This is a genomic window from Kingella potus (assembly GCF_900451175.1).
Classification (GTDB): domain Bacteria; phylum Pseudomonadota; class Gammaproteobacteria; order Burkholderiales; family Neisseriaceae; genus Neisseria; species Neisseria potus.
The window spans coordinates 222,298-248,862 of sequence record NZ_UGJJ01000002.1 but is presented as its reverse complement, the minus strand read 5'-3'; the positions used below and the strand labels follow the sequence as shown (position 1 = coordinate 248,862).

Sequence of the window (26,565 nt, the reverse complement as noted above, 5' to 3'; positions counted from 1 at the left end):
CAAAGGCCGTCTGAAAACCTGTTTTCAGACGGCCTTTTGGCACTTGCCGGAATCAGAGCGTTTTGCGGCGGCGTATTCCTTTGAATTTCCACGCATAGCCTGCCGCTGTCGGAATCAGCGCGAGGATGGTTTTAAACGTCCACGACGCATACCAAGGCTTGGCGATAACGATCATTTCTCCCGCCGTTTCGGGCGGCACGATGCCGCGCACGGCATACCAGTCGAGAAACGGCCACCAGCAGGCCACCAGCAGGCCGAGAAACAGCGGCCACAGCAGGCGCGTGCGTTCGCGCTGCCACAGCAGGAAAAACACCACCGCCCACAGCAGCGTCAGCGTGGCGATCAGCAGCGCGGTGTGCGTCGGCGCACCGAACTTGGCGGCGGCAAAATAAGTGGCCGCCACCCACAAAGCAGCCAGCACCGCAACAATAAATTCCTCAGGACGTTTGAACATTTTTCGCTTCCCAATCAAAAAAACCGGCACGGAATATACCGCAAAACCGCCGCCGTGGATACGGCGCGGCAGGCGTGCGGCGGTGCGGCAAAGCGATGGAAGCGCAAGCCGGAATGCGGGGAAAACCCGCTTTTCCATTTTCCGCCCGAGACCTGCGCGAAAATCGGCGATTGCCCTTTTCCGCCGCCGTGCATACAATCGCCCCGGGCTTTTTTCAAGCTGCCCGATGTTGTCCCAACCTCATTTTGCAGAAAGGACTTTGCCATGAAAAAACACATTTTGCTTGCAACCTGCATTGCCGCAATCACAGCCGCCGCGCCCGTTACGGCAGCGGACAAACCGTCGTCCACGCTCCGCATTTTGGAGCGGCATCACATAAAAACAGGCGGCTTGTGCGGCCTGAGCGTGGAAAAAACCTTCCATTACAACGGCGCGTCTTATGTTTTGTATTCTTCGGAGGGCGACTTCTCCCCCGAGGGCAGGCGCAGCCATAAAAACTGCAACACCGGATCGGGTACGTTCGCATTCAATTTGGCGGAAATCCGCAACAACCGCGTGACAAACGGCAATTTGTTCTCCGGCACCGACATCAACACGCGCTTTCTCGATGTGAAAAGCGTCCAGTTAAACGGCGCAATACTCACGTTTAAAAACAACGAATTCGGCAAAAACCCCAAAACAGGCGACTACGATCCCAACTGCTGCGCCGCCGATATGTATCTCAACCGCTTTGATTTGAAAACATCCCGTATGCTCCAACGCCGCTTTATCGGGCGCGACAAATCCTACGATTAAAGCCGCTCCGGCTTTGCAGGCTGCCCTGCTTTTGCGGGCAGCCTGAATTTTTAAGACGGCGGCACGGCGCGGCGAATCCGTAGCCTTCCCTTTCTTTCCGGCGATAAAATGCCGCTTTTACCGTTTGCAAGGAGCCAGCCCGTGAAACTCAAAACCTTTCTGCGCCAAGCCGCTTCCGTGTTAAACCGCCTCGACGCATGGCTGCCGCCCGAGCCGCGCGAGCCCGACTGGAACGCCAAAGCCTTCCGCTGGCGTAAAACCGCCGGCGGCGGCGTATTGGAAAGCCTGCCCGAGCCGCACACCTTTCCCCTCTCGCTGCTGGCCGCCGCCGAAGTGCAGGCCGCCAGGCTGGTGCGCAACACCCGCCAGTTTCTCGCAGGCCGCCCCGCCAACAATGTTTTGCTGACCGGCGCGCGCGGCACGGGAAAATCCTCGCTGGTCAAAGCCCTGCTGCACGAATACGCGGATCTCGGCCTGCGCCTGATCGAAGTGGACAAAGACGACCTGGCCGCCCTGCCCCCGCTGCTCGGCCTGCTGGCCGCGCGGCCGGAAAAATTCATTGTCTTTTGCGACGATTTGTCGTTTGACGAAGGCGAAAGCGGCTACAAAGCCCTGAAAACCGCCCTCGACGGCGGCCTGTCGCAGCGTTGCGCCAACGTGCTGGTATACGCCACTTCCAACCGCCGCCACCTGATGCCCGAATACATGGCCGACAATGCCGGACACACCGGCATACGCGGCGAAGTGCACCAAAACGAAGCGGTGGAAGAAAAAGTGTCGCTTTCCGACCGCTTCGGCCTGTGGCTGAGCTTCTACCCCTTCGACCAAAACGACTACCTGCACGCCGCCGCCAACTGGCTCGGCCACTACGGCCTGCCCTTCGACGACACCGCCCGCCGCGCCGCGCTGGAATGGGCGCAGATGCGCGGCAGCCGCTCCGGCCGCACCGCCTGGCAGTTTGCCTGCGACTGGGCAGGCAGGCTGCCGCAGGAACGCAATGCCGGATAAACGCACGCAGCGTGCGCATACCGAGAGGCCGTCTGAAAACCCGTTTTGCCGGTTTTCAGACGGCCTCTGCCTGCCGCCCCATGCCTTATAATGCCGCCTTTTCCCACCCGCACGAGCCCCGCCATGTCCCGCATTGCCGCCCTGCCCGACCACCTGGTCAACCAAATCGCCGCCGGCGAAGTCGTCGAACGCCCCGCCAACGCCCTGAAAGAAATCGTTGAAAACAGCATAGACGCGGGCGCGCGCGCAATCGATGTGGAAATCGAAGGCGGCGGAGTCAGACTGCTGCGCGTTACCGACGACGGCACGGGCATCCACCCCGACGACCTGGCCCTCGCCCTGTCCCGCCACGCCACCAGCAAAATCGGCGGCCTGCGCGATTTGGAACGCATCGCCAGCATGGGCTTTCGCGGCGAAGGCCTCGCCAGCATCGCCTCCGTCAGCCGCCTCACCCTCACCAGCCGCCAAACCGGCGCGGAACACGCCCGCCGCATCCGCGCCGAAGACGGCACCCTCTCCCCCGTTACCGCCGCCGCCGCCGCCGAAGGCACCACCGTCGAAGTTTCCGACCTTTTCTTCAACACCCCCGCCCGCCGCAAATTCCTCAAATCCGACAACACCGAGGCCGCCCACTGCGCCGCCATGCTCGAACGCCTCGCCCTCGCCCGCCCCGACACCGCCTTCTCCCTCAAACGCGACGGCAAAACCGTCTTCAAATATCCGCCGCACAGCCTTGAAGAACGCGCCGCCGCCATCCTCGGCACCGACTTTCAGACGGCCTCCCTGCCCGTCGAAGCCGAAGCCGGCGGCATGAAACTTTACGGCCTCATCGCCAAACCCACCTTCGCCAAAGGCAAAAGCACCCGGCAATACTGCTTCGTCAACCGCCGCTACGTCCGCGACAAAGTCATCCTCCATGCCGTCAAACAAGCCTACCGCGACGTACTCCACCACGCCCTCGTCCCCGCCTTCGTCCTCTTTCTCGAACTCCCGCCCGAAGCCGTCGATGCCAACGTCCACCCCGCCAAAACCGAAATCCGCTTCCGCGACAGCCAGGCCGTCCACCAATTCGTTTTCCACGCCCTCGACAAAACCCTCGCCCTCACCCGCGCCGACCACACCGAAAGCATAGGCAACGCCGGAGAAGTGCTGCACCGCATAGCCGGTACCGCCGGCCGGAATCCGTCCGGCACACCCCGTTCAGACGGCCTTCCAGCCGCCCCGCGCCCCGCAGGCAAAACCGCACCCGCACCCTATGCCGCCGCCTCACAGCAGCGCGGCCTGAGCCTCAACGAAAGCCGCCGCGCCCTCGACACCTACGCCGAACTCTACCGCCGCAGCCCCAAAGAAGACCCCCTCCCCGCCGCGTCCGAACACGAAAGCAGCCTGCCGCCGTCCCACCCCGCAGCCGCTCCGCAGCCGGTACAAAGCCCGCTTTCAGACGGCCTCCCCGAACACCCCCTGGGCTACGCCATCGCCCAACTGCTGGGCATCTACATCCTCGCCCAAGCCGAAGACAGCCTCATCCTCATCGACATGCACGCCGCCGCCGAACGCGTCAACTACGAAAAAATGAAACGGCGGCGCGACGAAAAAGGCCGCCTCGACAGCCAGCACCTGCTTATTCCCGTCGTATTCGCCGCCACCCGCGAAGAAACCGCCGCCCTGGCCGAACACGCCGACAGCCTGCGCAGCTTCGGCCTCGACCTCTCCGCCGTGGGCGAAAACCGCATCGCCGTCCGCGCCGTGCCGAAAATCCTCGGCACATCCGACATCGAAGGCCTCGCCCGCGATATGCTGCGCGAATTTTCCGGCTACGGCGCATCCCAAGCCCTCGAAGCATACGGCAACCGCATCCTCGCCACCATGTCCTGCCACGGCTCCGTCCGTGCCGGCCGCCGCCTGACCCTGCCCGAAATGAACGCCCTCCTGCGCGACATGGAAAACACCCCCCGCAGCAACCAATGCAACCACGGCCGTCCCACCTGGGTCAAACTCACCCTCAAAGAACTGGACGCACTCTTCCTGCGCGGCCAATAGGCAGACAAAGGCCGTCTGAACACCGTAATACGTTTTTCAGACGGCCTCTCCTTTCCCGCCAACCCAATGCAGATTAGGTAGGGTGTGCCGCCAAAGGCGACGCACGCGTTCCCCACCCCACAACGGATACGCCTGTTTTTGCAACAAAAACCGCGTGCGTGGCTGCGCCACACACCCTACCCTGACCGCAAAGGCCGTCTGAAAAAACAACACAGCAGTTTGGTTCAAAATCCAATACCAACCGCACCGCGTAGGGCGTGTCGCCCAAAGGCGACGCACGCGTTCCCCATCCCACAACGGATACGCCTGTTTTTGCAACAAAAACCGCGTGCGTGGCTGCGCCACACACCCTACCTTGACCGCACAGGCCGTCTGAAAAAACAACACAGCCGCTTGGATGCAAACCCAACACCCAACCGCACCGCGTAGGGTGTGTCGCCCAAAAGCGGCGCACGCGTTCCCCGAATCCGCAACAAACACCCACGCTTTAAAACAAAACCGCGTGCGTGGCTGCGCCACACACCCTACCCTGAACGCAAAGGCCGTCTGAAAAAACAACACAGCAGTTTGGTTCAAAATCCAATACCAACCGCACCGCGTAGGGTGTGTCGCCAAAGCGACGCACGCGTTCCCACGCCGCAACGGATACACCGCTCCAAAACAAAACCGCGTGCGTGGCTGCGCCACACACCCTACCTTGACCGCAAAGGCCGTCTGAAAAAACAACACAGCAGTTTGGTTCAAAATCCAATACCAACCGCACCGCGCAGGGCGTGCCGCCAAAGCGACGCACGCGTTCTCCGAGTTGCGGCAAGAGGCCGTCTGAAAAGCGGGTAGCGTGCTTTTCAGACGGCCTCTTTGTCCTTTACCGTCCCATTCAGGCTTTGAGCGGCTCGAGTGTCAAATCCAGGTTTGCCGCCTGCACTTTAAACAGCAGATCGATGTTCGGATGCTTGCCGGGACAGGCTTGCGCGTCGGCGGTGTGTTCGGCGAAAAGCTCCAGCCCGTGCGCGGCGGCTTCGGCGTTCAGACGGCCGGAATATTGCTGCGCCAGGGCATTGTAGAGTTTGAGCGAGCCGAGTTTGCCGGGTGCGGCGGGGATGTGGCCGATAATGCCGCCCGCCGCGTCGCGGATGTTGAGGCCGCTAAGATGCGTAATGTCGGGCATGGCGGCGAGGTTGTCTTGGAAGCTCACGGAGTGTCCTTTTTTGTATCGAGGTGGGAAAAACAGCCGCAAAACGCGGCCGGTGCGGTGTGTCCTGTTTTGCGGCAGAGGCCGTCTGAAAACGCGGCGCAAAGGCGGAATCGCGGTTTTCAGACGGCCTGAACGTTTATTTGGTACCGAATATTTTGTCGCCTGCGTCGCCCAGCCCGGGGATGATGTAGCCGTTTTCGTTCAGGTGGCTGTCGAGGGCGGCGGCGTAGACGGTTACGTCGGGGTGTGCTTCGTTCACCAGCTTCACTCCTTCGGGCGCGGCCACGAGGACGAGGGCTTTGATGTTGGTGCAGCCTTTCTTTTTCAGCAGGTCGATGGTGGCAACCATCGAGCCGCCGGTGGCGAGCATGGGGTCGATAATCAGGGCGGGACGCTGATCCATCTGGCTGACGAATTTTTCAAAATAGGACACGGGCTTGAGCGTTTCTTCGTCGCGCTGCAAGCCGACAACGCTGATTTTGGCGGTGGGAATCAGGTCGAGCACGCCGTCGAGCATTCCGAGTCCGGCGCGCAGGATGGGGACGACGGTGAGCGTTTTGCCTTTGATGCGTTCGCCTTGGATTTCGCCGCACCAGCCTTGCAGGGTGTAGCTTTCGGTTTCGATGTCGCGGCTGGCTTCGTAGGCCAGCAGCCGAGCCAGCTCGCCGGTGAGGGTGCGGAATTTGTAGGTGCTGCAATCGGCCTCGCGCATCAGGGCGAGTTTGTGGCGGACGAGGGGGTGGTCGATGATACGGATGTTCATGGCGGGTTTCGCGGGAAGTGGCAAACGCCGCAGATTATAGCGGTGCGGCGGATTTCTGTCTTGACGGAAATTTTGAAAAATCCAATAATGCGCGCCATGAAACTGAATCCGACCACGCAAAAATTCGTGCTCCATTGGGGCGAAATGGGCTCCAAATGGGGCGTAAACCGCACGGTGGCGCAAATCCACGCGCTGCTCTACATCCTCGGCCGGCCGATGAACGCCGAAGAAATCAGCGAAACGCTCACTATCGCCCGCTCCAATGTGAGCAACAGCATCAAAGAGCTGCAAAGCCTGAAACTGGTGCAGACGGTGCACCAGCTCGGCGACCGGCGCGATTATTTCACCACTTCCGACGATGTGTGGGTGCTGGTGAAAACCATCGTCGAGCAGCGGCAGCAGCGGGAAATCGAGCCGACGCTGCATTTTCTCAACGATCTGATTGCCACGCCGGAGTTTGCGCAGGAAAACAGCCAGGTGCAAAAGCGCATCCGCGACACGCGCGAATTTATGGACATTGCCACGGGCTGGACGCGCGAGATGATCAAGCTGCCCGCCGGCACGCTGGCGCAGGTGTTGAAACTGGGCGCGAAGGTGCAGCGGTTTCTCAGCGGCGGCAAGGGATGACTGCCGCGCCGCATGAAGACAGGCCGTCTGAAAAAACTGTTTTACGGTTTTCAGACGGCCTTTTATATGCCGCTGCATAGGGTGTGTCGTTTACGACGCACGCAGACTCCGTCTCTCGGAAAACGCGCAGATTCGTTACGGTATCTCGTTGCAGTACAAAGAACGCGTGCGCCGCTTTGGCTGCGCACGCGTTCCGTCCCACAAACAGCAGGCCGTCTGAAAACGGGTTTTCAGACGGCCTGCTGCGCTGTCCTCCCGCCTATATTGCCGATGCCGCCGAAGCGGGCGGCTCTTTGCCGCCCTGCTCCGCCTCCTTGCCGGTTTCCGGCTCGGGGATGGGGGCGGCGGCGGGTTCGGGCAGGGAAAGGTCTTTGATCAGGCGGCGGTATTCGTCGGAGCGGGAAAGCAGGACGCGGCCGGCTTCTTTCAGATTGTTCACGTCGTGGGCCGGCAGGTAGAAGCTGGTGGGGATGTTGAGCACGTTGTCGCGCAGGCGGGACTGCGGCAAATCGCGCAGGTTGAGGCTGACAAAATACATCTCCACGGGCTTGCTGCCGCTTTTGCCGTCTTTCGCGCCGGTATTCCATTGGTCAACGAAGGCGCGGAAACGGCGCAGGGTCTCCTGCGAATATTTGTCGATGGGAATATCGATAATCGCGCCGGCTACGGCACGCAGGCCGGGAACGGCGGCGGACTTGTCGATGCCGTTTACGGGGTCGTTTTGCGCATTGACATTGATGATAACGATTTTGCGCACGCTGTTGTTTCGGACGCGCGCATAAAGCGAGCTGCCGTAGAGGTCGCTCATATCGAGCAGGCTGCGCAGGCCGAGGTTGTCGGTGAGGCCGCCGTCGAGCAGATGGATGTAGGGACGGTTTTTGCCGTCCTGGTAGTTCATGATGTTCTGCATCACCATTTCGAGACGGGTCTGCTGCTGCAACTTGTCGCCGCCGCTGTCATCGGTTACCGCGTCCACCACCTGCTCCGGCAGGCGGTAGCCGCAGTTGCCGCCGTTGTTGTTGATGGTGAGCGGGGCGAATACCAGCGGCACCGCGCTGGACGCAGCCACCGCGCGGGCAATCGGCAGGTCGGACAGGTTCAGACACAGCGCGTCGAAATATTCCTGGGTAAATTCAAAGCGGTTGCCTGCCGACATATCGGTGGCGGTAATCACGGCAAACGGGCCTTTGCCGTATTTGTGCAGATCGCCGAACGTGGCGTTTTTAAACAGGGTGCTTTCAAACTGCTCCTGCAACAAATCGCCACGCCCGAACTCCCGCGAAGTCAGACGCGGCAGGTTGGCGAAAGAAAAAATCTGTTTGGAAAGCTGGCGTTGGAAATTCTGTTTCAGAAAACGACGCTCAAACGCGGGAATGGTGTCTTTGCCGTGCAGCGAGAAATAGGCCGCCAGCACCGAGCCGCCCGACACACCGTACACCAAATCAACGGCTTCGAGCATATTCTGCTGCCTGCCGCCGTTGTACAGCGGCTGTTTGTCCAATTCTTCCAGCACGCCGTAGCCCAAAGCCGCCGCCCGCGTGCCGCCGCCGGAAAACATCAGCACCACCAGCATATCGTCTTCGGCAGGCTTTTTGCGGTAGGCCGTGTCCAAACGGTAGCCCTCTTCGCGCCGGACTTCGCTGATGGCGGCAACCGGCCGGTATTGGAATTTGGCGCAGGCCGACAGGGCGAGCAAAACGGCGGGCAGCAGGACTTTGAGGCCGTCTGAAAAATATCTGTTCATTTCATTGTCCTTTGTTTTTACAGCAGAACAAATAAGAAATCTGCGGCCTTGCCGCCTTATGTCTTTCTATTTTGTTTCACTATACGTTTTCAGACGGCCTCAAATTACAGATGCCGTCTGAAAACCCGTTTTTTACCGCACCTTTTCGCCGATTTTTCCTTCTCTGCCCGCAAGCAGGTTTTGGATATTGCCCTTGTGGCGGTAGAGCACCAGCAGCGCGATCGCCGCCGTTACCGCCGCCCAGGAACGGTGCGGCATCAGAAAAAACGCCGCAAACGGGCTGACCAGCGTCGCCAGCAGCGCGGCCAGCGACGACACCTTGAAACCGAACGCCACCACCAGCCACACCGCCGCACACACCAAAGCCGTCGGCCACGACAACGCCAGCAGCACCCCCAAAGCAGTTGCCACCCCCTTTCCGCCCTTAAAACCAAAAAAAACAGGCCACATATGGCCGATTAAAGCAAAAAGCGCGGCCAGCGCGACCGTCATGTCCGCCAAACCCAGCGGCGTTTGCAGCACCTTCGCCAGCATCACCGCCGCCACACCTTTGAGCGCGTCGCCCGCCAGCGTCAGCACCGCCGCCGTCTTCCTGCCGCTGCGTAAAACATTGGTCGCCCCCGGATTGCCGGAGCCGTAAGTTCGCGGGTCGTCCATCCCCATCTCTTTGGACACGATAACGGCAAACGACAGCGATCCGGCCAGATAAGCCGCCGCCACAATCAGGAAATCAAACATAATCCGTCCGTATTGCTTTAAAATCCGCCGCATTCTATCCGAAAACGAAGTGCGTACAAAATGGACAAAATCTTTTTGCACGGAATGAAAGCCGAAACCCTCATCGGCGTATACGAATGGGAACGCCAACAGCCGCAGACGCTGCTGATCGATCTCGACATCGGCCTGCCGCCCCGCGACGGCAGCGACGACATCGCCGACACCGTACACTACGCCGAAGTATGCGCCGCCGTCCGCGAAAGCCTGCGCAGCCAAGATTTTTTCCTCTTGGAAACGCTGGCCGAACACATCGCCACATTGGTACTCGACAGCTTCTGCGCCGCATGGGTCAAAGTCAGGCTGGTCAAACCCGGCATCCTGTCCGGCGTACGCGAAACAGGCGTGGAAATCGAACGCGCAAAGGCCGTCTGAAAACACCTCTCCACCACCCCGCCTACCTTTTTGGGAAATCCGCAATACGCCGATATATAGCTTGCACAAAAAACAGGCAAAATTTAACGTTTATGTATTGTTTTTTCCACAATTTTCCATAAAAACCCGTTTGCTTTGCTTATTTCTTGACGCTGCCGCCCAACAAAGGTAAAAAGGCAATCAAGCTGATTGGGGCAGTTACTCTAAAACGACAAACAACGTCTTACCGTAAACCCGAACGGCTCAGTTTGATTAATTTTTTTATGGAAAGTAGTAGATTTATGGCAACCGGTACAGTCAAATGGTTTAACGACGCAAAAGGTTTTGGTTTCATCACCCCCGACGAAGGCGGCGACGATCTGTTCGCACACTTCTCCGCCATCAATATGGACGGTTTTAAAACCCTGAAAGAAGGCCAAAAGGTTTCTTTCGACGTAACCAGCGGCCCCAAAGGCCTGCAAGCCGCCAATATTCAGGCAGCGTAAACAAATAGGCCGGCTGGTCCGGTTAAAAGCATGGCGGGTTTCTACCCGCCGTTTGTGTTTTTACAATAAGGGAAAAATATGTCTGACTACCAAACCGCACAACGTCAGCTCGCCGAAATGATCGAATACCTGCGGACACACCAATCCGCCGACCCCGCATCCGCCGAAAAAGAAGAAGAAGACTTGGTGCGCCTCAGCCTGCAACAACGCATCCTGACCCCAAACGACAGCGTAACCATCAACCGCATCGGTGCGTATTACGAAAAGTTTTTTGCCACCCGCAGATAAACACCCGCGTCCGCAAAAAAGGCCGTCTGAATATTCCGTTTTACGGTTTTCAGACGGCCTTTCGGACAATAGAACACAAATGCAGACTGCATTGCGCCGATTGCCGGATTGGGGTTTTACGCATGACCGCCAGACAAGATGCGTGCCGGCAACAGCCCTTGCCAGAAGCCGCAAACAAAGAAAGCCCGGATATTTCCGGGCTTTCTGTTTTCAGATCATTAGCCGCCGATACGGGCCAACAGTTCCTTAGATTTGGCTTGGATTTCACCGTGCGATTCGTCAATCAGCTCGTACAGCGTTTCGCGTGCCGCATCAGGATCGCCGATTTCGATATACATTTCCGCCAGTTCGTATTTCGCTTCCAGCGGTGCGGTCATACCGACGGATTCGGAAACAAAGGCAGGTTTGCTTTCGCCGCCTTCCTCCGCAGCATCAAGGCTGCCCCAGTCGATATTCAGATCATCTGCCGAATCAAGCTGGCTGTCGTCGAACGTAACGGAACTGGTCAGATCGACATCGCTGTCATCTCCCTGCCAGCCTGCCGCTTCGGGCTGGGCTACGGCTTCATCGAAGGATACGGGTGCAAACGGATCCGCCAGCGGCTCGGCTTCGGCAAAACCTGTCGAAGCTGCAAAAGAGGCCGTCTGAATTTCCGGAGTTTCTGCTTCCTGCGCGACGGGTTCGGCAGCAATTTCCAATGCGGGAATTTCAGGCATCTCCGGCACAACCGGTTCCAAAGACGCTGCTGCGACAGCCGGCTCTTCGTCGATGGTGTTCGTCCAAACGGCTTCCTGCGGCTGTACTGCATCTACCGCTTCGTCTTCCACAGACAATCCGAAGGGTTGCAATTCTGCCGCAGCTTCTGTCTGCACGGCACTTTCCGTACCTGTTTCAGGAATGCTGCCGACAGTATCTTCTGCGGTAAATTCCAAAGGCGGCTCGACAATTGCCTCTCCTTGGAAAAATTCCGGCTGTTTGGCAGCGGCCGAATCTGCTTCTGCCGTTGCGGGAGCGTCAGGTGTGAAATCGAAGTCCAGCGGTGCCGCTTCGGTTTCGACGGAAGCGGTCTGCATTTCTTCTATTGGAGCTGCCGGTATGTCCGCAACAGGCGTTTCGGCCACCGGCTCGAATGCCAGCGGCACTTCCGTTTCATCAAAGACCGGCTGAGGCTCAGGTTCCGCAGTTTTGGCGGCGGCTTGTGCGGGGATTTCGGCAACGGGAGTAAAATCGAAATCCGCCAACACCTCTTCTGCGGCAGAGGCCGTCTGAATTTGCGCTGCGGGTTCGGCTGCCGCTTCGGAAACAGGCATTGCCGCAATATCTTCCCCCCAAGACAAGGGTTCGACTTCAGGCAGATGCTCAGTATGTGTTTCCAATACCGACTCGGCGGGTTTCGGCTCTGCCGACCGCGTTGGTTCTGCCGCTTTGGGAACTGGCGTTTTTGCCGGTTCTGCTGCTTTTACAGGTTCTGCTGCTTTGGGTTCGGCAAATGCCGCGCTGCCGGCCCAAGAAACAACGGGTTCGGGTTCGGGAGCACGCGCCGCCTGCGCTTTTTCTGCCGCACGCTGTTTTTCATGCAGGGTAAAAGCATCGCCGGTGGCCCAAGAAGAAACGGATTCTTCTTTTTGCGCGGGCGCAGACGGTTTGGCTGCCGCAGGCTGCGGCTTGGCAGGAACGGGTTCGTCGGGTTCGAAAATGCTTTCGGTGGACTCAATGCTGTCCCAATCGACATTTTGACGGCTAAGCGTCTCTTCATCGTTGGTTACCGCGCTGCTGGCAATGCCCGCCTGCGGAATATCGAGCGCACTCAAATCCAAATCAAACGACGCATTGTCCGCTGCGGCAGGGGTATCGGTGGAATCGAAGAACACTACATCTTCTTCGAGATCGCTGTCATCCAAATCATCCTGCACCTGCAAATCGCCTACCTGACCCTTGGTAATCGGCGCTTTCGGATGTTCGGGCTTGGCTATCGGCTGGTGCAGACGGATACCGTCCTGCTCTTCAAACGGAGACTCGCCGTCCTATGCAGCCGGTGCTGCCTTCCGTCCGAACCTGCCTTCGCGTACCAGCTTGAACACTAGGAAAGCAATGGTCAGAGCCAAGCCGCCTGCAAGCAGCCATTTCCACAGAGATCCGTCGGATTCTTCTTCATCTGCCTCCGCCGGCTGCTGCGCCTGAGGCGCAATTTGTGCGGGCGGAGCAGGTTCGGTTTCCACGGAAGCAGGCTGTTGTTCTGCACCGTCCTGTCCTTCCTCCGTACCGTCGGTTTGAGGCGTTGCGTTTTCCTGTGCGGAACCGGAGGTTTCCGTATCGGCTGCGGGTCTTTCTTCCGCCGGCGCAGGCATTTTGTCCGCCCCGGCCGCCGTGCCGGAAGAGGATTCGGACTGGGTCTTGAATCCAGCAGGCAGGTTCAGGGTAACGCCGGCAAACAAACGGTTGGGATTGCCGCCGAGTTTTTTCGGATTCGCTTTAACCAGTGCGCGGACGGCCTGATCGGCGGACATATTGTCCGGACGCAGCTTGTCGGCAATGATGAACAGTGTTTCTTCCGGCTGTACGGTATAAATTCTGTTTCCCGAACGTCGGTCTTGCGCCTGTTGTTCTTTTTCTGCTTTGGCTTCTGCTTTTTCTGCCTTAGCCCTGGCTTCGCGCTCCAAACGTTCGGCTTTTTCCTGCTCGGCGCGGGCGGCCTTTTCCAGACGCTCGGCTTCTTTTTTCTTCGCGCGTGCTTCTTTTTCCAAACGTGCGGCTTCTTCTTTGGCGGCTTTGTCTTTTTTCGCCTGCTCGGCTTTGTTCTGCTGCGCCGCATTGCCTTTTTTCTCCGCCGCCAGAGCCGCTTTCGCTTTCGCGCTGGACGGATCGATCACTGCGGTATATTGGCGCGACTGGCCTTTGACGCTCATTTGGAAAACGATGACCGGATCTTTGATGGCGGCAGCAGAACTCAGGCTGACCAGTGCGTCCTCGCCGGATTTGCGTACAGTGGCTTTCAGACGGCCGTCTGAAAAAGTGGGTTTGGTGCCTTTGAGCAATTCCTTCGCTTCTTTGCCGGTAACTTTCACTGTGGCGGAAAACGGCTCGCCCAAACTGGAATTGACGCGCAGGCCGCCGAGTGCCGCCATGCTTCCCGACGAGGCCAACAGCGATACGGACAACGCTATCAGCTTGATTTTACTGTTCGCTTTCAAAATTAATCCCTCTGACTGACTGCGGCGCAATGCCTGCCGCAAGGCTTTTACAGCCGCGTATCATATCTTTTCTTGCCCTGTCTTGCCAAATTTAACACGTTCCGAATCCGATTTGACGCTTTTTAATGTTGTTATCATGCGATTACACTTACCGTATGCTACCGTCCCGTCCGGCGTTTTCAGACGGCCTTATTTTTAAGGAAGAGCCGTGGAAACAGGTGCAAAAAAAAGCCGGGGACTGTATGATGGCGGTTTTCATTTGAAGACACACCGCATGAAAGCAGCAAGCGACCTGATTGCCGTCATTCTGTTTTTTCTGACCTACATTATTACCAAAAACATCGTTACCGCCACCTCCGTCGCCATTGCCGCAGGCTTGGTGCAGGCGGCTTTTTTATGGTGGAAATACAGAAAACTGGAAACCATGCAGTGGGTTTCCCTGCTGCTGATTGTCGTATTCGGCGGCGCAACCGTGCTGACCGGCAACCGCACCTTTATTATGTGGAAACCCACCCTGCTCTTTTGGGCGGGCGCGGCAGCGATGCTGATCGGCAGCCTGATGAAAAAAAACAGCCTGCGCGCCTTATTGGGCAAGGAAGTCGATCTGCCCGAGCATGTGTGGAAACGGCTTACCGCCGCATGGATTGTGTTTCTTGCCGTGATGGGTGCAATCAATCTGGCTGTGGCCTATCCGTTTACCGCCGAACGCGAAGCCGTATGGAACAATTACAAATTCTTCGGCTCCACCGCCCTGATGTTTCTCTTCTTTCTGGCTCAAGGCATCTACCTGAGCCGCCACCTGACCAAGGAACCGCAAAATGACTGAACAATACTATATGCTTCTGGCCACCGACGGCGACAATGTACATGAAGCCCGCATGGCGGCGCGTCCCGCCCATCTTGCCCGTTTGGAAAAACTCAAAGCAGAAGGCCGCCTGCTTACCGCCGGCCCCAACCCCCTGCCCGAAAACCCAGAGCGCGTTTCCGGAAGCCTGATTGTCGCCTCGTTCGACTCGCTCGATGCCGCACAAGAATGGGCGGAACAAGACCCCTATGCCGAAGCGGGCGTATATGCGGAAATCCTCATCAAGCCCTACAAAGCCGTATTCAAATAAAATGCAGGACATGGAAACCGAAATCAAGACGGCCTTGTCGCACCTGAATCCCGACGTATTCGAATTTGCCGACGAAAGCCATCTTCATGCCGGACACGCGGGCAACACCGGCGGCGGGCACTACCGCATCCTCGTTGTCAGCGGCGCATTTGAAAACGTATCCCGCATCATGCGCCAGCGCATGGTCAAAGCTCCGCTGGAACAGCACTTCCGCACCGGCCGCATCCACGCCCTCGCCATCCGCGCCCTGACTCCCGACGAATTTTTCAACCGCAGCAACCCCTAACCCGAAAAGAGCAAAGCCATGAAAAAATCCCATCTTGCCCAAGCCCTCCTCCTCGCCGTCCTTTCCGGCAGCCTTGCCGCACAGACACTCGTAACCGTCAACGGCAGCAAAATCAGCAGCAGGGAAGTCGACCGCTACGTCCAAGCCCTCCGTGCGCAAAACCCCAATATTCCCGCCGACAGTGCCGAAATCCGCTCCGAACTTCTGAGCGACATCGTAACCCGCACCCTCGTCGTCCAAGAAGCACGCCGCCTCAAACTCGACCAGGGGCAAGAATACAAAGCCGCCCTCGAAAACGCCCGCAAAGCCGCACAAAAAGCAGGAGCGGACAAAAAGCCCGGCTTCAAACAGCAATGGGAAGACTACCAAAACGAGCTGCTCAACCAAGCCTTTATCGCCCACATCGCCCGCACGCAGCCCGTCAGCGATGCCGACGCGCGTAAAAATTACGAAGAAATGCAAAGCCACTATAAAGGCAGCAGCGAAGTCCAAATCGGCGAAATCCTCACGCCGAAAAAAGAAGATGCCGAAAAAGCCATCAAAGACCTCAAAGCCAACAAACCCTTCGCCGCCACAGCCCGCAAATACTCCGCCGACCCCCAAGCCAAGCAAACGGGCGGCATCAACAAAGAATACGACCCCCTCAAAGACCTCGAAGCCGCAGCGCCGCCCGTCTACAACGCCGTCAAAGACCTCAAAAAAGGCCAGTTTACCGCCACTCCCATCGAAGGCAACGGCGTATACGGCGTGTTCTACATCAACGACAAACGCCCGGTGCAAATCCCCACCTTCGAGCAGGTCAAGGCAGACATTACCCGCAGCCTGCTCCGGCAGAAAATCAGCAAAGCCATCAGCGACATCGCCGAAAAAGCCACCATCACCCCGGCCGGAAAATAAGATCGGGCAGCCGGACGGTGCGGCGGCATTTCCTCCGACGGGAAACGCCGCCGTACTGACGGACAACCGCAGACACCACCAGGAAAAACCATGAAACACAAAACACTGCTTGCCAGCATGACCCTCGCCCTTACCGGCCTCGCAATTGCCGCCGCACCCGCAATCGACAAAGCCCGCGTGGATGCCGTCCTCAAACAAATGGCCGAAACCGCGCCGCCCGAAGCGGGCGAACCGCCTGCCGAACTCCGCGCCGACGTGGAAAAACGTCTGGCCGCCGACGACATTCTCAAAAACGAAGCGGTCAAACTCGGTCTCGACAAAAAGCCCGAAATACAGGCGCAATGGAAAAACCTCGAAGCCCGTTTCTATGCCGACCAATACGCCGAACATCTTGCCGCCTCCTTTACCGCCGGCGACGAAGAACTCAAAGCCGCCTATGCCGAGCAGACCCGCGCCGTCAGGCTGCAACAGGTTGGCTTCGCCAGCGAAGCCGAAGCCCTGCAAGCCCAACAGCTCCTGCTCAAAGGCCTCAGCTTTGAAGAATTGATGAAACGCTACCCCAATCCCGCGCAGGAGCAGCTTGCCGGCTTCGTTCCCCTCGCCCAGCTCCCGCCCGAGCTCGCCGCAGCCGCAGCCCCCATGCAGCGCGGCCAGATCAGCCATAAGCCCGTTGCCTTTGGCGGCGGCTACTACCTGCTGAAAATCGCCGCAACCGGACAGGCCGAAAACGCCCCGTCGTTTGAAGAGCTGAAAGACCAAATCACCACGCTGATCAAACAGCGCAAAGCACGGGAAAAAATCGCCGAACTGCTCAAAGCCAACGGCATCAATCTGTAAATCCTTGCCCATCCGTCAAAGAGGCCGTCTGAAAACTGTTTTCAGACGGCCTCCTTATATGCCCGTATGGCGGACACAATAAAAACTGCGGCATTGCGCGGCCTCCGCACCGCCTGCCGCCCTGCCTCTTTTCCGCTCTATTTCCAACGCAGGCAAAGACGCGTGCGCCGCTTTGGCGACATACCCTAGGCGGATTCGGCAGGGTAAAGCAGTGTGTGCGGCGCAAGCCACGCACCCTGCTTCAGGTGTACGCGGCGGTTGTCAAACGGCGAACGAGGCCGTCTGAAAGCAAGGATGCGGCACATCCGAAATTTTGTTTTGCGCTTTTCGGACAGTTTGTTTGCTGTCCCGTTTTCAGACGGCCTTACCCTCCGCCAACACCTCCGCCAGCCTGTCCGTCTCCGCTTCCGCCTGCGCCAGCGACTGCGCCAAACGTTCTCCGCCAAATTCATCGTATTCCGCCGCCACGGAATAAGTGTCGGTGATGCCAATATAGGCGAATGCCGTGCGTACCGCAGGCTCCACATGGTTGCGTGTGGCGATGCGCCCGCCTGCACCGTAGCCGTAATCGCCGCGCGAAGAAACAATCAGCAGCCGTTTGCCCTGCGCCGCCAGCAGCGGCCAGTAGGGCTCGCCCGCGCGGCTGCGGTCAAAGCCGAACGTGCGCCCCACGCGCACAATGTTGTCAATATAGGCCTTGAACTGCGCGGGCATGGAAAAATTGTACATCGGCACACCCGCCACAATCAGGTCGGCGCGGATAAGCTCGTCCACCAGCGCATCGCTTTCGCGCAAAATATCGCGCATCCAATCCTCGCGCTGCGCTTCGGGCGTGAACGCCGCCTGTATCCATGCGCCGCTCACAGGCTTGGGCGGATGCGTGCCGACATCGCGGTACAGCACTTCACAATCGGGGCGCAACACCTGAAAACGCTGGACAAAACGCGCCGTCAGCCTGCGGGTGTGCGAGCCGTGCGGCTCCTGCCCCGAAATACCGCCGCGCGCGCTGGAATCAATGTGCAAAACAGTCGTCATATCCAATCCTTATAGATGAGTTAAAAGAATGTAGCGCACATTTTATAAATTGATTTTACGGCAAACAAACGATATATTTTCAGCCGATAAACAAGATTTGCTCATCTGTCCGCATCTGTTTTTTCAAATCGTTTTGTAAAACCCGTTTTCAGGCTGCCTCCACCACCATGCCCCGATTCCCCTTCTCCCTTGACGCTTTGCACGCCTTTGAAGCCGCCGCCCGTTTGGGCAGCTTCAAACACGCCGCCGCCGAGCTCGCGGTAACCGCCACCGCCGTCAGCCACCGCATCCGCCTGCTGGAAACGCAAATCGGCAAACCGCTGTTTGAACGCAAAGTCCGCGCCGTAGTGCTGACCGAAGACGGCAAAATCCTGTCTGATGCCGTCGGGCGCAGCCTTGCCGCCGTTGCCGATGCCGTGGCGCAAATCCGCCATGCTGCGCGGCAAAGCGTGATTGTGTCGCTCACCCCCGAATTTGCCGTGCAATGGCTGATGCCCCGACTATCGGCTTTTCAGGCTGCCTGCCCCGAAATCGAGCTGCACATCCGCGCGGGCTACGATTTGGCAGATTTAACAGGCGGCGGCGCGGATTTGGCAGTGCGCTACGGCGACGGCGTATGCGAAAACACAGACGAAACCGAGCTGTTCCGCGAACGCTTCGCCCCCGTTGCCGCCCCCTCCCTGCTGGCGCGGCTGGGCAGCGACACCGCGCAATGGCCGCTGATTCATTTGGACTGGCACAACCCCGGCCAAACCGCCATCGGCTGGAACGAATGGGCAAAAGCCGCAGGCGTGCCGCTGCAAAACGTGCAGCGCGGCATCCGCTATTCCGATGCCACCCATCTGATGCGCGCCGCCGTGGCAGGGCAGGGCGTGGCGATAATCGGCAAACGCATGGCGGCGGCAGAACTGGACAGCGGGCTGTTGCAGCCCGTCCGCCCGCCGAGCTGAACGGCAGCCCCTACCGCCTCTGCGTGCCGCACCGCCACAGAAACACAGCGGCGGTGCAGGCGGTGAAAAACTGGCTGCTGGCGCAGGCCGTCTGAAAACACCCGCCGCCGCAGACCTGCTGCCTCCATGCACCCGCGCTGAGGGAGGTTTGGGGATAGGGTGCGGTTGGCAGCCCCCACCCTAACCCTCCCCTGCAAGCGGGAGAGAAGACAAAAGGAAGAGGCCGTCTGAAAACCGCAATATGTTTTTCAGACGGCCTTACATTTTCCTATGCCGTCAAATGCAGCAGTCCGCAGAAAACGCGTGCGTCATCTTCGGCGGCACACCCTACTCGAAGGCAATATTTTCCGTACCGAACACAGTTTTGCCAAACCAGCCGTAGGGTGTGTGGCGCAGCCACGCACGCGTTCCCGCCAAGCCGTAAAAGCCCCACACCAGCCTGCCCCCACAGAAAACGCGTGCGCCGCTTCGGCGGCACACCCTACCCGAACGGCAATATTTTCCGTACCGGACACAGCCTTGCCAAACCAGCCGCAGGGTGTGTGGCGCAGCCACGCACGTGTCCCTACCGATGCAGAAGCCGTCTGAAAATGCCCGCCGCAACAGACCTGCTGCCTCTCCTATGCCCGCGCTGTGGAGGGCTAGGAAGGGTAGCGGTTGGCAGAACCGCTTTGCCCTTTTGTCTGCAAATATCCTCCGAGCAGCAAAGCCCCCACCCTATCCCTCCCCCGCAAGCGGGAGAGGGAATAAAAGGAAGAGGCCGTCTGAAAACAAGGTTTTCAGACGGCCTCCGATTATGCCGCCGCAGGGCGGGCAAGGCGTGTGCGTTTCGTCCGCACAAACAGGTCAGGCAAGGATTTTGCCGACGATTTCTCCGGTTTCGGACGACAGGTTTTCCACGGCGGCGATGCGTTCGAGTTCGGCCTTCATCAGTGCCTGCCGCTGCGGCTCGAGGCGGCGGCAGATGTTGAAGGCGCGGGCAAGGCCGGAAGCGAGCGAGGGATTGAAGCGGTCGGTTTCGAGGATTTTGTCGGCGAGGAAGCGGTAGCCCGAGCCGTCGGCGGCGTGGAAATGCGGTACGTTGCGGGTGAACGTGCCGATCAGGGCGCGGACTTTGTTGGGGTTTTGCGCGTTGTACTGCGGGTGTTGCAGCGCGGCGCGTACCTGCTGCGGGGTGTCGCCGCGCAGAGAGGAGGCGGTGAGGGCGAAGTATTTGTCCATTGCCAGTGCGTCGGCGGCAAATTTTCCGCCGAATTTTGCCAGCAGGCTGTCGCGCAGGGGCGAAGGGTTGTTGTTTACCGCGCTCATGATGCCCCATTCGTGGGTCATGTTTTTCGCCATTTCGTCATATTTTTCCGACACTTGTTCGATATGCGCGGGGTCGGCGCGCAGGATGAAGGCGCGGCAGACGTTGCGCAGGGTGCGCAGGGCGGCGGGTTCGGGGGCGTAGCCGTAGGGGTCGGGAAAACGCTCTTCCTGTTCGCGGGCTGCGCTGTTGAGGGCGAGAAAACGGCTGTGGAATGCGGCGGCAATCAGGTCGAGCAGGGCTTCGCGGGCTTGGTGGACGGCGAGCGGGTCGAAGTTTTCCATATCGGCCCACAGTTCGGCTTCGGTCGGCACAGACAGCAGCAGGGCTTGGTAGGCGGGGTCGATGTCGGCGGCGAGGACGTGGCCGAGGGCTTCGCGCAGGGCGGCGTGTGCGGGCAGCGGGCGGCCTTCGGCGGCGGCGGCGATATTGGCGGCCACGGCGCGGCGCAGCAGGGTTTGGCCGGCTTCCCAGCGGGCGAAGGGGTCGGGGTCGTGCGCAAGCAGCAGGGCGAGGTCGGCATCGGTGTAGGGATAGTTGGCCCGCACGGGGGCGGAGAAGCCGCGCAGCAGGGAGGGCACGGCATCCGTATTGACACCGCCGAGCACAAATTCCTGTTCTGCTTGGGTCAGGATGAGGACGGCTTCGGTGCCGCGTTTGCCGCCGTATTCAAATTCGAGGCTATCGCCGCTGCGGGAAATCAGGCCGGTTTTGAGCGGCATCTGCATCGGCTGTTTGGCGGCCGCATCCGGTGTGGGCGGCACGGTTTGCCGGACTTTGAGGATAAAGCTGCCGTCTTGCCGACGGCCTTCGATGTCGAGTACGGGGGTGCCGGCCTGGCTGTACCACAGGGCAAACTGGCCGAAATCGAAGCCGCCGGCATCGGCCATTGCGGCGCGGAAGTCGTCGCAGGTTACTGCCCGGCCGTCGTGCCGCTCGAAATACAGCCGCATACCTTTTTGAAAGCCTGCTTCGCCGAGGAAGGTGTGGTACATACGCACCACTTCCGCGCCTTTTTCATAGACGGTCATGGTGTAGAAATTGTTCATATCTTCGTAGCTGGCCGGGCGGACGGGATGCGCCGTCGGGCCTGCGTCTTCGGGAAACTGGAAGGCGCGCAGGCGGGAAACGCTGCCGATGCGGCGCACGGCGCGGCCGGCGCGGTCGGCGGAAAATTCCTGGTCGCGGAAGACGGTGAGGCCTTCTTTGAGGGAAAGCTGAAACCAGTCGCGGCAGGTTACGCGGTTGCCCGTCCAGTTGTGGAAGTATTCGTGGGCAATCACGCTTTCGACGCGCTCGAAATCGGCATCGGTGGAGGTGCGGCTGTCGGCGAGGACGCAGGCGGTGTTGAAGATGTTGAGGCCTTTGTTTTCCATCGCGCCCATGTTGAAGTCGCCCACGGCCACGACCATGTAAATGTCCAAGTCGTATTCGAGGCCGAAGCGGGTTTCGTCCCATTTCATCGCGTGTTTGAGCGACTCGATGCCGAAGCGCACTTTGCCCGCGTCTTCTTTGCGGGTGAAAAATTCGACGGCCACTTTGCGGCCGCTGCGGGTGGTGAAGCTGTCGGCGGTGCGGACAAGGTCGCCGGCCACTAGGGCGAAAAGGTAGCAGGGTTTTTTGAACGGGTCTTCCCATTTGGCCCAGTGGCGGCCGTCGGGCAGGCTGCCGCCGCCGGTTTGGTTGCCGTTGGAGAGTAGCACGGGATAGCGTTTCGCGTCGGCAATAATCGTGGTGGAAAATTCCGCCATCACGTCGGGGCGGTCGGGATAGAACGTGATTTTGCGGAAGCCCTCCGGCTCGCATTGGGTGTAGAGGTTACCGCCGCTTTCATACAGCCCCATCAGGGTTTTGTTTTCAGACGGCCTCACGCGGGTGATGGTATCCACAATGAAACCGCCCGCAGGCGGAGCGGCAACGGTGAGTTTGTCGTTTTCCAAGACATAGTCTGCCGCTTCGCCGTTGATTTTGAAGGAAACAAGTTCGGCCGAGCCGTCGAGCACCAGCGGCGCGCCCGCGCGTTCGCAGCGCATGGTAAGGCGGGCGGTAACTTCGGTGTGGCTGTCGCGGATGTCGAAGCTCAAATCGGTGCGGGAAACCGAATGGGCGGGGGCTTGGTAGTCTTTCAGGTAATGTACGGTTTTGCTCATGGCACGCTTTCAATCGGGAAACGAAAGGGCGCATTCTAGCCTTTCGGCGGCGCGGCATAAAGGCAAAGGCCGTCTGAAAACGCGTTTTGCGGCTTTCAGACGGCCTCTCTGACGGATGCTTCCCCATTTCCTACACGACGGTAAAACTCACCGCTTTTGCATTCGCTGCATTTTTTTCGTCCGCGAAATGCCGTGCTCTATAAAACAATCCGTGCTGGTAACCCAGCAGTTATTCATCGTACCCGGCTCCGACTGGCATTCGGCAAGTGCCAGATTATGGGCATTGGGTTTCTTGGAAATTTTAAAATATTCCTTATAAACGGCTTTGCCGTTTTTCACCACATAGCCGCTTACTCTGGCAGAGCAGGCGTTGTGGTAACTGGCAATAATCCTGCAATCTTTCTCTTGCTTTCTGCTGCGCGTACCTTCCCGACAATGTTGCAAAGCAGCCGATTCTGCTTGTTGCGCAGAAATTTCACTCCTGGTTTTCCAAGAATATATGTGGCGGTCGGAGGGAAGCCACGGACGATAGGGATCGGCTTTCTTCGGAATGGCGGCAATTGCCGAATAATTACCCGATTCGATCACATCATTGCTGTCGTTATAGCTGCTGTTACAAATGGCATTGCCAAAACTTGTTGTTTGCCCATTCAAATCTGTCGGGAGCAGACACTTTTCGCCAACCGGTGTCCGGCCGTCCGCACAATAACATTCCACGGTTTCCGCCTGTGCCAATGAAGCGGCCGGCAAAACAATCAAAATTATCCAATGTGCAAAACGCATGGGTTTTCTCCTTTAAAAAACAACACGGTTAAATATTACTGTTTAAAAAACAGCCTGAAACAAAACCAAACTTTCAGGCTTCCTTTTTATGCGCAGCGGTTTTTCAGACGGCCTCTACCCTTTCAGGCTGCCTTTTGCCTACTCCGCCCATTTCTCCCGCAAAAAGCCGACAAACGCGCGCACGTTGGCGGTGATCAGGCGTGTGGCGGTGAGGGCGTGGACGGGGGTGGTTTCGCTGCGCCAGTTTGGCAGTATGGCTTTCAGGCTGCTTTGCGCCACGTCTTCGCGCACCAGTATTTCGGGCAATAGCGCAATGCCTAAGCCTGCCGCTGCCATCTGCCGTATCATGCCGGGGCTGTTTGCGCCGTAGCGCAGGCAGGGGTGGTTTGCCAAGTCTTGCGGCGACTGGGGTTCGCCGTGCCGGGTGAGATAGCTGGGGGCGGCGTAAAGGCAGCCTGAAAACGCTGCCAGTGGGGTGGCGATGTAGCCCGAATCGGGCAGTTTGCCTGTGCGGACTGCCAAGTCAAACGGTTCGCTGATTAAATCCACTTGGCGCGGGGTTACGTCAAAATCGATGCGCAAAAGCGGATGGCGTTCGGCAAATTCGGGCAGCAGTGGGGCGACCATCTGATACGCCATGTCCACGGGCAGGGAGACGCGCATGTCGTCCAATTGCCCGTGCAGCAGGCGTGCTTCGGTAATAATCGGCAGGGCGCGTTCCAGATAGTATGCGCCTGCGCCCGTCAGCTCCAAACGCCGTGTGCTGCGGTTGAACAGGCGCAGTCCGAGCGCGGCTTCCAGCGCGGCGATGCGGCGCGACAGGGTGGACTGGGGGATGCCGAGCTTGGCGGCGGCGCGGCTGAATCCGTTGGCTTGGGCGACTTCTACAAACAATGCCATGTCGCTGAGGTAATCCATATGGGCTTTCTGTGGGTGGAACGGGGTGGGCGGCAAAACGCAAAGCGTTTGTTTTGTTTGCAGATTATATTATGGATAACAATGGCAGAGGCCGTCTGAAAGCAGGTTTTCAGACGGCCTGTTGCTTTGGGTGGTGAACTAAATCAGCGGATAACGCCGCAGGCCATGCGTGCGCCGCCTCCGCCCAGCGGCGCGGGGTGGTCGCTGTAATTGTCGCCGCCCACGTGGATTACCAGCGAATGCCCGTGCAGTTGGCTGATGTCTTTGATGCGCGGCGCGAGAACGGGCTGCCCGTGTCCGCGGGCATCAATTGCCAAGGCGGGCAAATCGCCCAAGCGTCCGCTGTCGTCCCACGGGCCTTTGTGGGCGTTGGCTTGGTGCGGGTCCCAATGGCCGCCTGCCGAGAGCCCGAGCACTGGTTTGCCGTCTTTTTCGGCGGGGGCGCAGCTTGGGTGTTCGTGCACATGGAAGCCGTACACGCCTGCGGGGATATTTTTCAGGTGGGGCGTGAAGATTGCGCCGTATTTGTTTTGGCTGATGCGTATTTCGCCGACCGGGGTGTCGCCGTTTGCGTTTAACAGGGCAACGGGGACGGTGATTTCGCTTTGCGCGTATGCGCCCAAGGAGACGGCGCAAAGCAGGGCTGCTAAGGTTTTCTGCATGGTTTTTCCTTTGTTGGTGGTTAAGAATGGGATGCCGCCGCTTGTGTGCGGCACCGCTTGCGCCGCGATGATGGTGCAGCGGCGTAGGGTTTAGACGCATCGGGCGGTGGAAACCTTACAGCGGCGTGGCGGAATGTCGGATGCCGTCTGAAAATGCTGTCGGCAAAAGGCAGCCTGAAAACGGGCGGAGCGGGTTTGCAGCGCAGCGTGTTGCCGTGCGACCAAAGCCTGCAAGGTTTGCGGCGAAACCAAAACGGCAGCCTGAAAACCGTTTTCAGGCTGCCCCTGCCTTTTGCCAATTGCTTTTTCAGACGGCATCTTTCAAACAACATCGGTTTGCCCCCATCGTCCCCTACCCCCACCCCCTACCCGGCCGCTTTAACCTTCTCCGCCAGCTTCCGCAGCACGTTTTCCGCCGCCGCCAATTCTTCCGCGTCCAAATCCGCCGTCCATTCTTCCGCCTGCCGCATCCAGCGCAGGTGGATTTTTTCGTAGAGCGCCGCGCCGTCTGCGGTGAGCGAATACAGCGGCGAACGTTTGTGGGCGGGGTTGTCGGCGGCGGCAACCAGCCCGTCTGCCAGCAGCAGGTTGAGCTGTTTTTGCGCGCCTTGGCGGCTCATGCCCATGCGTTCGCCAAGCTGCGGCGAGGTTTGCGGCGCGGCGGCTTGGGCAAGCGCGCCGAGCATCTGCCAGCGCGACGAGGTCAGCCCCAAATCGGCGGCGAAGCGGTCGCCCCATGCGGTCAGCAGCCCGTTGGCGTGGAAAATTCCGGTGCTGATGCGGCTGAGTGTTTCAGACGGCGTGTCCATATTTGTTCCTTTGTTTGTGGTGGTTGGAAACGGAAATAAGTTTACGAATACGGAAACGGGTTGTCAATCTTTACTGTTCTTTACGCACTTAGAATTTGACAACCTGTTTCCCAATCTGTAAACTGGTTTCCATCTTGAACGCAACGACACACGGAGCAAAGCCATGAACCGCAGCCCTTTATTCAAAATCCACGCCGCCGCCTGCATCGCGGGTTTTCTGTTTATCGCCGCTTTTTGGAGCAGCAGCCTGATAAGCGAGCTGTTTTTCGGACACGCCCAAGTGCAGGCGGTGAAACAGGCGATTGCCTACGCGCTGATTGTGTTTGTGCCGATTATGGCGGTGGGCGGCATCAGCAATAAAAAGCTGGCTCTGCCGCGCAGCCTGATGCCGAAAATCGCTTTGAACGGCGCGTTGGTGCTGCTGCCCTGTGCGCTGCTGCTGAATGATTTGGCGCAAAGCAATCAGTTTGGCGCACTGTTTTACGGCATTCAAACGCTGGAACTGACGGCAGGCGCGGCAAACCTTGCCATGATTAGCCTGCACCTGCGCCGCCTCGGCTTGGGCTGCCCCAAGCGTTGTGTCAAAACAAAAACAGCTTAATATCAACAGTTTAATAGCAAAGGAACACACGATGAAACCCGACACGACGCTCCGCTACGGCACGCTGACCCGCCTGTTCCACTGGGGCATGGCCGCCTGCTATCTGTTTATGTTTGCCACCGCGCTGGCATGGAATCTGGACGGCAGCCTGAAATTTCTGATTGGCGCACACAAAGCCGCCGGCGTATTGCTGCTGCTGATGACTTTTGCCCGCTTTCTTTGGGCATTGAAAAACCTGCGCCGCCGCCCCGAAGGCAGCCTGAAAGCCAAGCTGGGACACCTTGCGCTGTATGCGCTGATGTTTGCTGCGCCCGCATCGGGCATGGCGCGGCAGTTTGAAGCCCCGTTTGGCGCGGCACACGGCGCGTTGGCGTTCCTGTTGCTGCTGCTGGTGGGCGGGCACATCGCGATGACGGTGCTCCACCAGCGCAAAGGCGAAGCCGTTTTGCAGCGCATGGCGTAGGCGGCGTTGCAGCA

At 58.8% G+C, this 26,565-nt stretch carries 28 protein-coding genes; 15 read left to right on the top strand and 13 right to left on the bottom strand.

Going from position 1 to position 26,565, the window contains the following annotated elements; translation table 11 throughout:
- Positions 1 to 52 precede the first annotated feature (52 nt).
- The gene (locus tag DYE40_RS07715) at positions 53 to 454 is read right to left on the bottom strand and encodes a hypothetical protein (protein ID WP_115308939.1); all 402 of its coding nucleotides are present in this window, start codon (positions 452 to 454) and stop codon (positions 53 to 55) included.
- A gap of 264 nt (positions 455 to 718) precedes the next feature.
- Here DYE40_RS07715 and DYE40_RS07710 point away from each other — a divergent pair, with 264 nt between their 5' ends.
- The 3 genes from DYE40_RS07710 to mutL all read left to right on the top strand — a co-directional run bounded on the left by DYE40_RS07710 (position 719) and on the right by mutL (position 4,297).
- The gene (locus DYE40_RS07710; RefSeq protein ID WP_115308543.1) at positions 719 to 1,249 is read left to right on the top strand and encodes a hypothetical protein; all 531 of its coding nucleotides are present in this window, start codon (positions 719 to 721) and stop codon (positions 1,247 to 1,249) included.
- Between the two features lie 141 nt (positions 1,250 to 1,390).
- Positions 1,391 to 2,257 carry an ATP-binding protein gene (locus DYE40_RS07705; RefSeq protein ID WP_115308542.1) on the top strand — a complete coding sequence of 289 codons (867 nt, stop codon included), beginning with the start codon at positions 1,391 to 1,393 and terminating at the stop codon, positions 2,255 to 2,257.
- Between the two features lie 123 nt (positions 2,258 to 2,380).
- Complete coding sequence (mutL, locus tag DYE40_RS07700; RefSeq protein WP_115308938.1) at positions 2,381 to 4,297, top strand: DNA mismatch repair endonuclease MutL; 1,917 nt, start codon at positions 2,381 to 2,383, stop codon at positions 4,295 to 4,297.
- Positions 4,298 to 5,174: 877 nt separating this feature from the next.
- Here the strand turns inward: mutL and DYE40_RS07685 are convergent.
- Both DYE40_RS07685 and upp read right to left on the bottom strand, forming a co-directional pair.
- The gene (locus DYE40_RS07685; RefSeq protein WP_115308539.1) at positions 5,175 to 5,492 is read right to left on the bottom strand and encodes a DUF2322 family protein; all 318 of its coding nucleotides are present in this window, start codon (positions 5,490 to 5,492) and stop codon (positions 5,175 to 5,177) included.
- A gap of 136 nt (positions 5,493 to 5,628) precedes the next feature.
- Positions 5,629 to 6,255, bottom strand: a complete 627-nt coding sequence (gene upp, locus DYE40_RS07680; protein ID WP_115308538.1) for a uracil phosphoribosyltransferase — start codon at positions 6,253 to 6,255, stop codon at positions 5,629 to 5,631.
- Between the two features lie 96 nt (positions 6,256 to 6,351).
- On the opposite strand from upp, the gene DYE40_RS07675 reads away from it, so the two are divergent.
- Positions 6,352 to 6,882, top strand: a complete 531-nt coding sequence (locus DYE40_RS07675; RefSeq protein ID WP_115308937.1) for a GbsR/MarR family transcriptional regulator — start codon at positions 6,352 to 6,354, stop codon at positions 6,880 to 6,882.
- Between the two features lie 259 nt (positions 6,883 to 7,141).
- On the opposite strand, the gene DYE40_RS07670 is transcribed toward DYE40_RS07675, so the two are convergent.
- Together DYE40_RS07670 and plsY are read right to left on the bottom strand one after the other, a co-directional pair.
- Positions 7,142 to 8,626, bottom strand: coding sequence for a patatin-like phospholipase family protein (locus DYE40_RS07670; RefSeq protein ID WP_115308537.1), 1,485 nt, complete (start codon positions 8,624 to 8,626; stop codon positions 7,142 to 7,144).
- Positions 8,627 to 8,758: 132 nt separating this feature from the next.
- Entirely contained in the window at positions 8,759 to 9,364 is a 606-nt protein-coding gene (plsY, locus tag DYE40_RS07665) for a glycerol-3-phosphate 1-O-acyltransferase PlsY (protein ID WP_115308536.1), read from the bottom strand.
- A 60-nt stretch (positions 9,365 to 9,424) separates the two neighbouring features.
- Here plsY and DYE40_RS07660 point away from each other — a divergent pair, with 60 nt between their 5' ends.
- The 3 genes from DYE40_RS07660 to DYE40_RS07650 all read left to right on the top strand — a co-directional run bounded on the left by DYE40_RS07660 (position 9,425) and on the right by DYE40_RS07650 (position 10,548).
- Entirely contained in the window at positions 9,425 to 9,775 is a 351-nt protein-coding gene (locus DYE40_RS07660) for a dihydroneopterin aldolase (protein ID WP_115308535.1), read from the top strand.
- Between the two features lie 281 nt (positions 9,776 to 10,056).
- Positions 10,057 to 10,260: a cold-shock protein gene (locus DYE40_RS07655; protein WP_007343634.1), complete on the top strand. Its 204-nt coding sequence runs from the start codon at positions 10,057 to 10,059 to the stop codon at positions 10,258 to 10,260.
- 78 nt (positions 10,261 to 10,338) lie between these two features.
- On the top strand, positions 10,339 to 10,548 hold the full coding sequence (locus DYE40_RS07650; protein ID WP_115308534.1) for a hypothetical protein: 210 nt from the start codon (positions 10,339 to 10,341) through the stop codon (positions 10,546 to 10,548).
- Between the two features lie 218 nt (positions 10,549 to 10,766).
- Here the strand turns inward: DYE40_RS07650 and DYE40_RS07645 are convergent, their stop codons facing one another.
- Positions 10,767 to 12,461, bottom strand: a complete 1,695-nt coding sequence (locus DYE40_RS07645) for a FimV C-terminal domain-containing protein (RefSeq protein WP_115308533.1) — start codon at positions 12,459 to 12,461, stop codon at positions 10,767 to 10,769.
- Between the two features lie 111 nt (positions 12,462 to 12,572).
- Positions 12,573 to 13,739, bottom strand: a complete 1,167-nt coding sequence (locus tag DYE40_RS07640) for a type IV pilus assembly protein FimV (protein ID WP_147286608.1) — start codon at positions 13,737 to 13,739, stop codon at positions 12,573 to 12,575.
- Between the two features lie 274 nt (positions 13,740 to 14,013).
- Between DYE40_RS07640 and DYE40_RS07635 the strand changes: the two genes are divergently transcribed.
- The 5 genes from DYE40_RS07635 to DYE40_RS07615 all read left to right on the top strand — a co-directional run bounded on the left by DYE40_RS07635 (position 14,014) and on the right by DYE40_RS07615 (position 16,874).
- Entirely contained in the window at positions 14,014 to 14,565 is a 552-nt protein-coding gene (locus DYE40_RS07635; RefSeq protein ID WP_115308531.1) for a septation protein A, read from the top strand.
- Positions 14,558 to 14,854: a YciI family protein gene (locus DYE40_RS07630; RefSeq protein WP_172461237.1), complete on the top strand. Its 297-nt coding sequence runs from the start codon at positions 14,558 to 14,560 to the stop codon at positions 14,852 to 14,854. The genes DYE40_RS07635 and DYE40_RS07630 overlap by 8 nt, the downstream gene beginning before the upstream one ends.
- A gap of 1 nt (position 14,855) precedes the next feature.
- On the top strand, positions 14,856 to 15,140 hold the full coding sequence (locus tag DYE40_RS07625) for a BolA family protein (protein ID WP_115308530.1): 285 nt from the start codon (positions 14,856 to 14,858) through the stop codon (positions 15,138 to 15,140).
- A gap of 18 nt (positions 15,141 to 15,158) precedes the next feature.
- Positions 15,159 to 16,037: a peptidyl-prolyl cis-trans isomerase gene (locus DYE40_RS07620; RefSeq protein ID WP_115308529.1), complete on the top strand. Its 879-nt coding sequence runs from the start codon at positions 15,159 to 15,161 to the stop codon at positions 16,035 to 16,037.
- Between the two features lie 90 nt (positions 16,038 to 16,127).
- Complete coding sequence (locus tag DYE40_RS07615; protein WP_115308528.1) at positions 16,128 to 16,874, top strand: peptidylprolyl isomerase; 747 nt, start codon at positions 16,128 to 16,130, stop codon at positions 16,872 to 16,874.
- Between the two features lie 354 nt (positions 16,875 to 17,228).
- Here the strand turns inward: DYE40_RS07615 and DYE40_RS07610 are convergent, their stop codons facing one another.
- On the bottom strand, positions 17,229 to 17,909 hold the full coding sequence (locus tag DYE40_RS07610; protein WP_115308527.1) for an FMN-dependent NADH-azoreductase: 681 nt from the start codon (positions 17,907 to 17,909) through the stop codon (positions 17,229 to 17,231).
- A gap of 167 nt (positions 17,910 to 18,076) precedes the next feature.
- Here DYE40_RS07610 and DYE40_RS07605 point away from each other — a divergent pair, with 167 nt between their 5' ends.
- Complete coding sequence (locus tag DYE40_RS07605; protein ID WP_244731484.1) at positions 18,077 to 18,859, top strand: LysR substrate-binding domain-containing protein; 783 nt, start codon at positions 18,077 to 18,079, stop codon at positions 18,857 to 18,859.
- Positions 18,860 to 19,705: 846 nt separating this feature from the next.
- On the opposite strand, the gene pepN is transcribed toward DYE40_RS07605, so the two are convergent.
- The 5 genes from pepN to DYE40_RS07580 all read right to left on the bottom strand — a co-directional run bounded on the left by pepN (position 19,706) and on the right by DYE40_RS07580 (position 25,487).
- The gene (gene pepN / locus DYE40_RS07600) at positions 19,706 to 22,315 is read right to left on the bottom strand and encodes an aminopeptidase N (RefSeq protein ID WP_115308526.1); all 2,610 of its coding nucleotides are present in this window, start codon (positions 22,313 to 22,315) and stop codon (positions 19,706 to 19,708) included.
- A 147-nt stretch (positions 22,316 to 22,462) separates the two neighbouring features.
- Positions 22,463 to 23,098: a DUF4189 domain-containing protein gene (locus DYE40_RS07595; RefSeq protein WP_115308525.1), complete on the bottom strand. Its 636-nt coding sequence runs from the start codon at positions 23,096 to 23,098 to the stop codon at positions 22,463 to 22,465.
- Between the two features lie 138 nt (positions 23,099 to 23,236).
- Positions 23,237 to 24,016, bottom strand: coding sequence for a LysR family transcriptional regulator (locus tag DYE40_RS07590; RefSeq protein ID WP_115308524.1), 780 nt, complete (start codon positions 24,014 to 24,016; stop codon positions 23,237 to 23,239).
- 143 nt (positions 24,017 to 24,159) lie between these two features.
- Positions 24,160 to 24,678 (bottom strand): superoxide dismutase family protein, encoded by a 519-nt coding sequence (locus tag DYE40_RS07585; protein ID WP_115308523.1) that lies wholly within the window; start codon positions 24,676 to 24,678, stop codon positions 24,160 to 24,162.
- A 365-nt stretch (positions 24,679 to 25,043) separates the two neighbouring features.
- Positions 25,044 to 25,487 carry a MarR family winged helix-turn-helix transcriptional regulator gene (locus tag DYE40_RS07580; RefSeq protein ID WP_115308522.1) on the bottom strand — a complete coding sequence of 148 codons (444 nt, stop codon included), beginning with the start codon at positions 25,485 to 25,487 and terminating at the stop codon, positions 25,044 to 25,046.
- 163 nt (positions 25,488 to 25,650) lie between these two features.
- Between DYE40_RS07580 and DYE40_RS07575 the strand changes: the two genes are divergently transcribed.
- Together DYE40_RS07575 and DYE40_RS07570 are read left to right on the top strand one after the other, a co-directional pair.
- Positions 25,651 to 26,088, top strand: a complete 438-nt coding sequence (locus DYE40_RS07575; RefSeq protein WP_115308521.1) for a hypothetical protein — start codon at positions 25,651 to 25,653, stop codon at positions 26,086 to 26,088.
- A gap of 31 nt (positions 26,089 to 26,119) precedes the next feature.
- A complete protein-coding gene (locus DYE40_RS07570) occupies positions 26,120 to 26,551 on the top strand; it encodes a cytochrome b (protein WP_115308520.1) in 432 nt (143 codons plus the stop codon).
- The last annotated feature ends 14 nt before the right edge of the window (positions 26,552 to 26,565 follow it).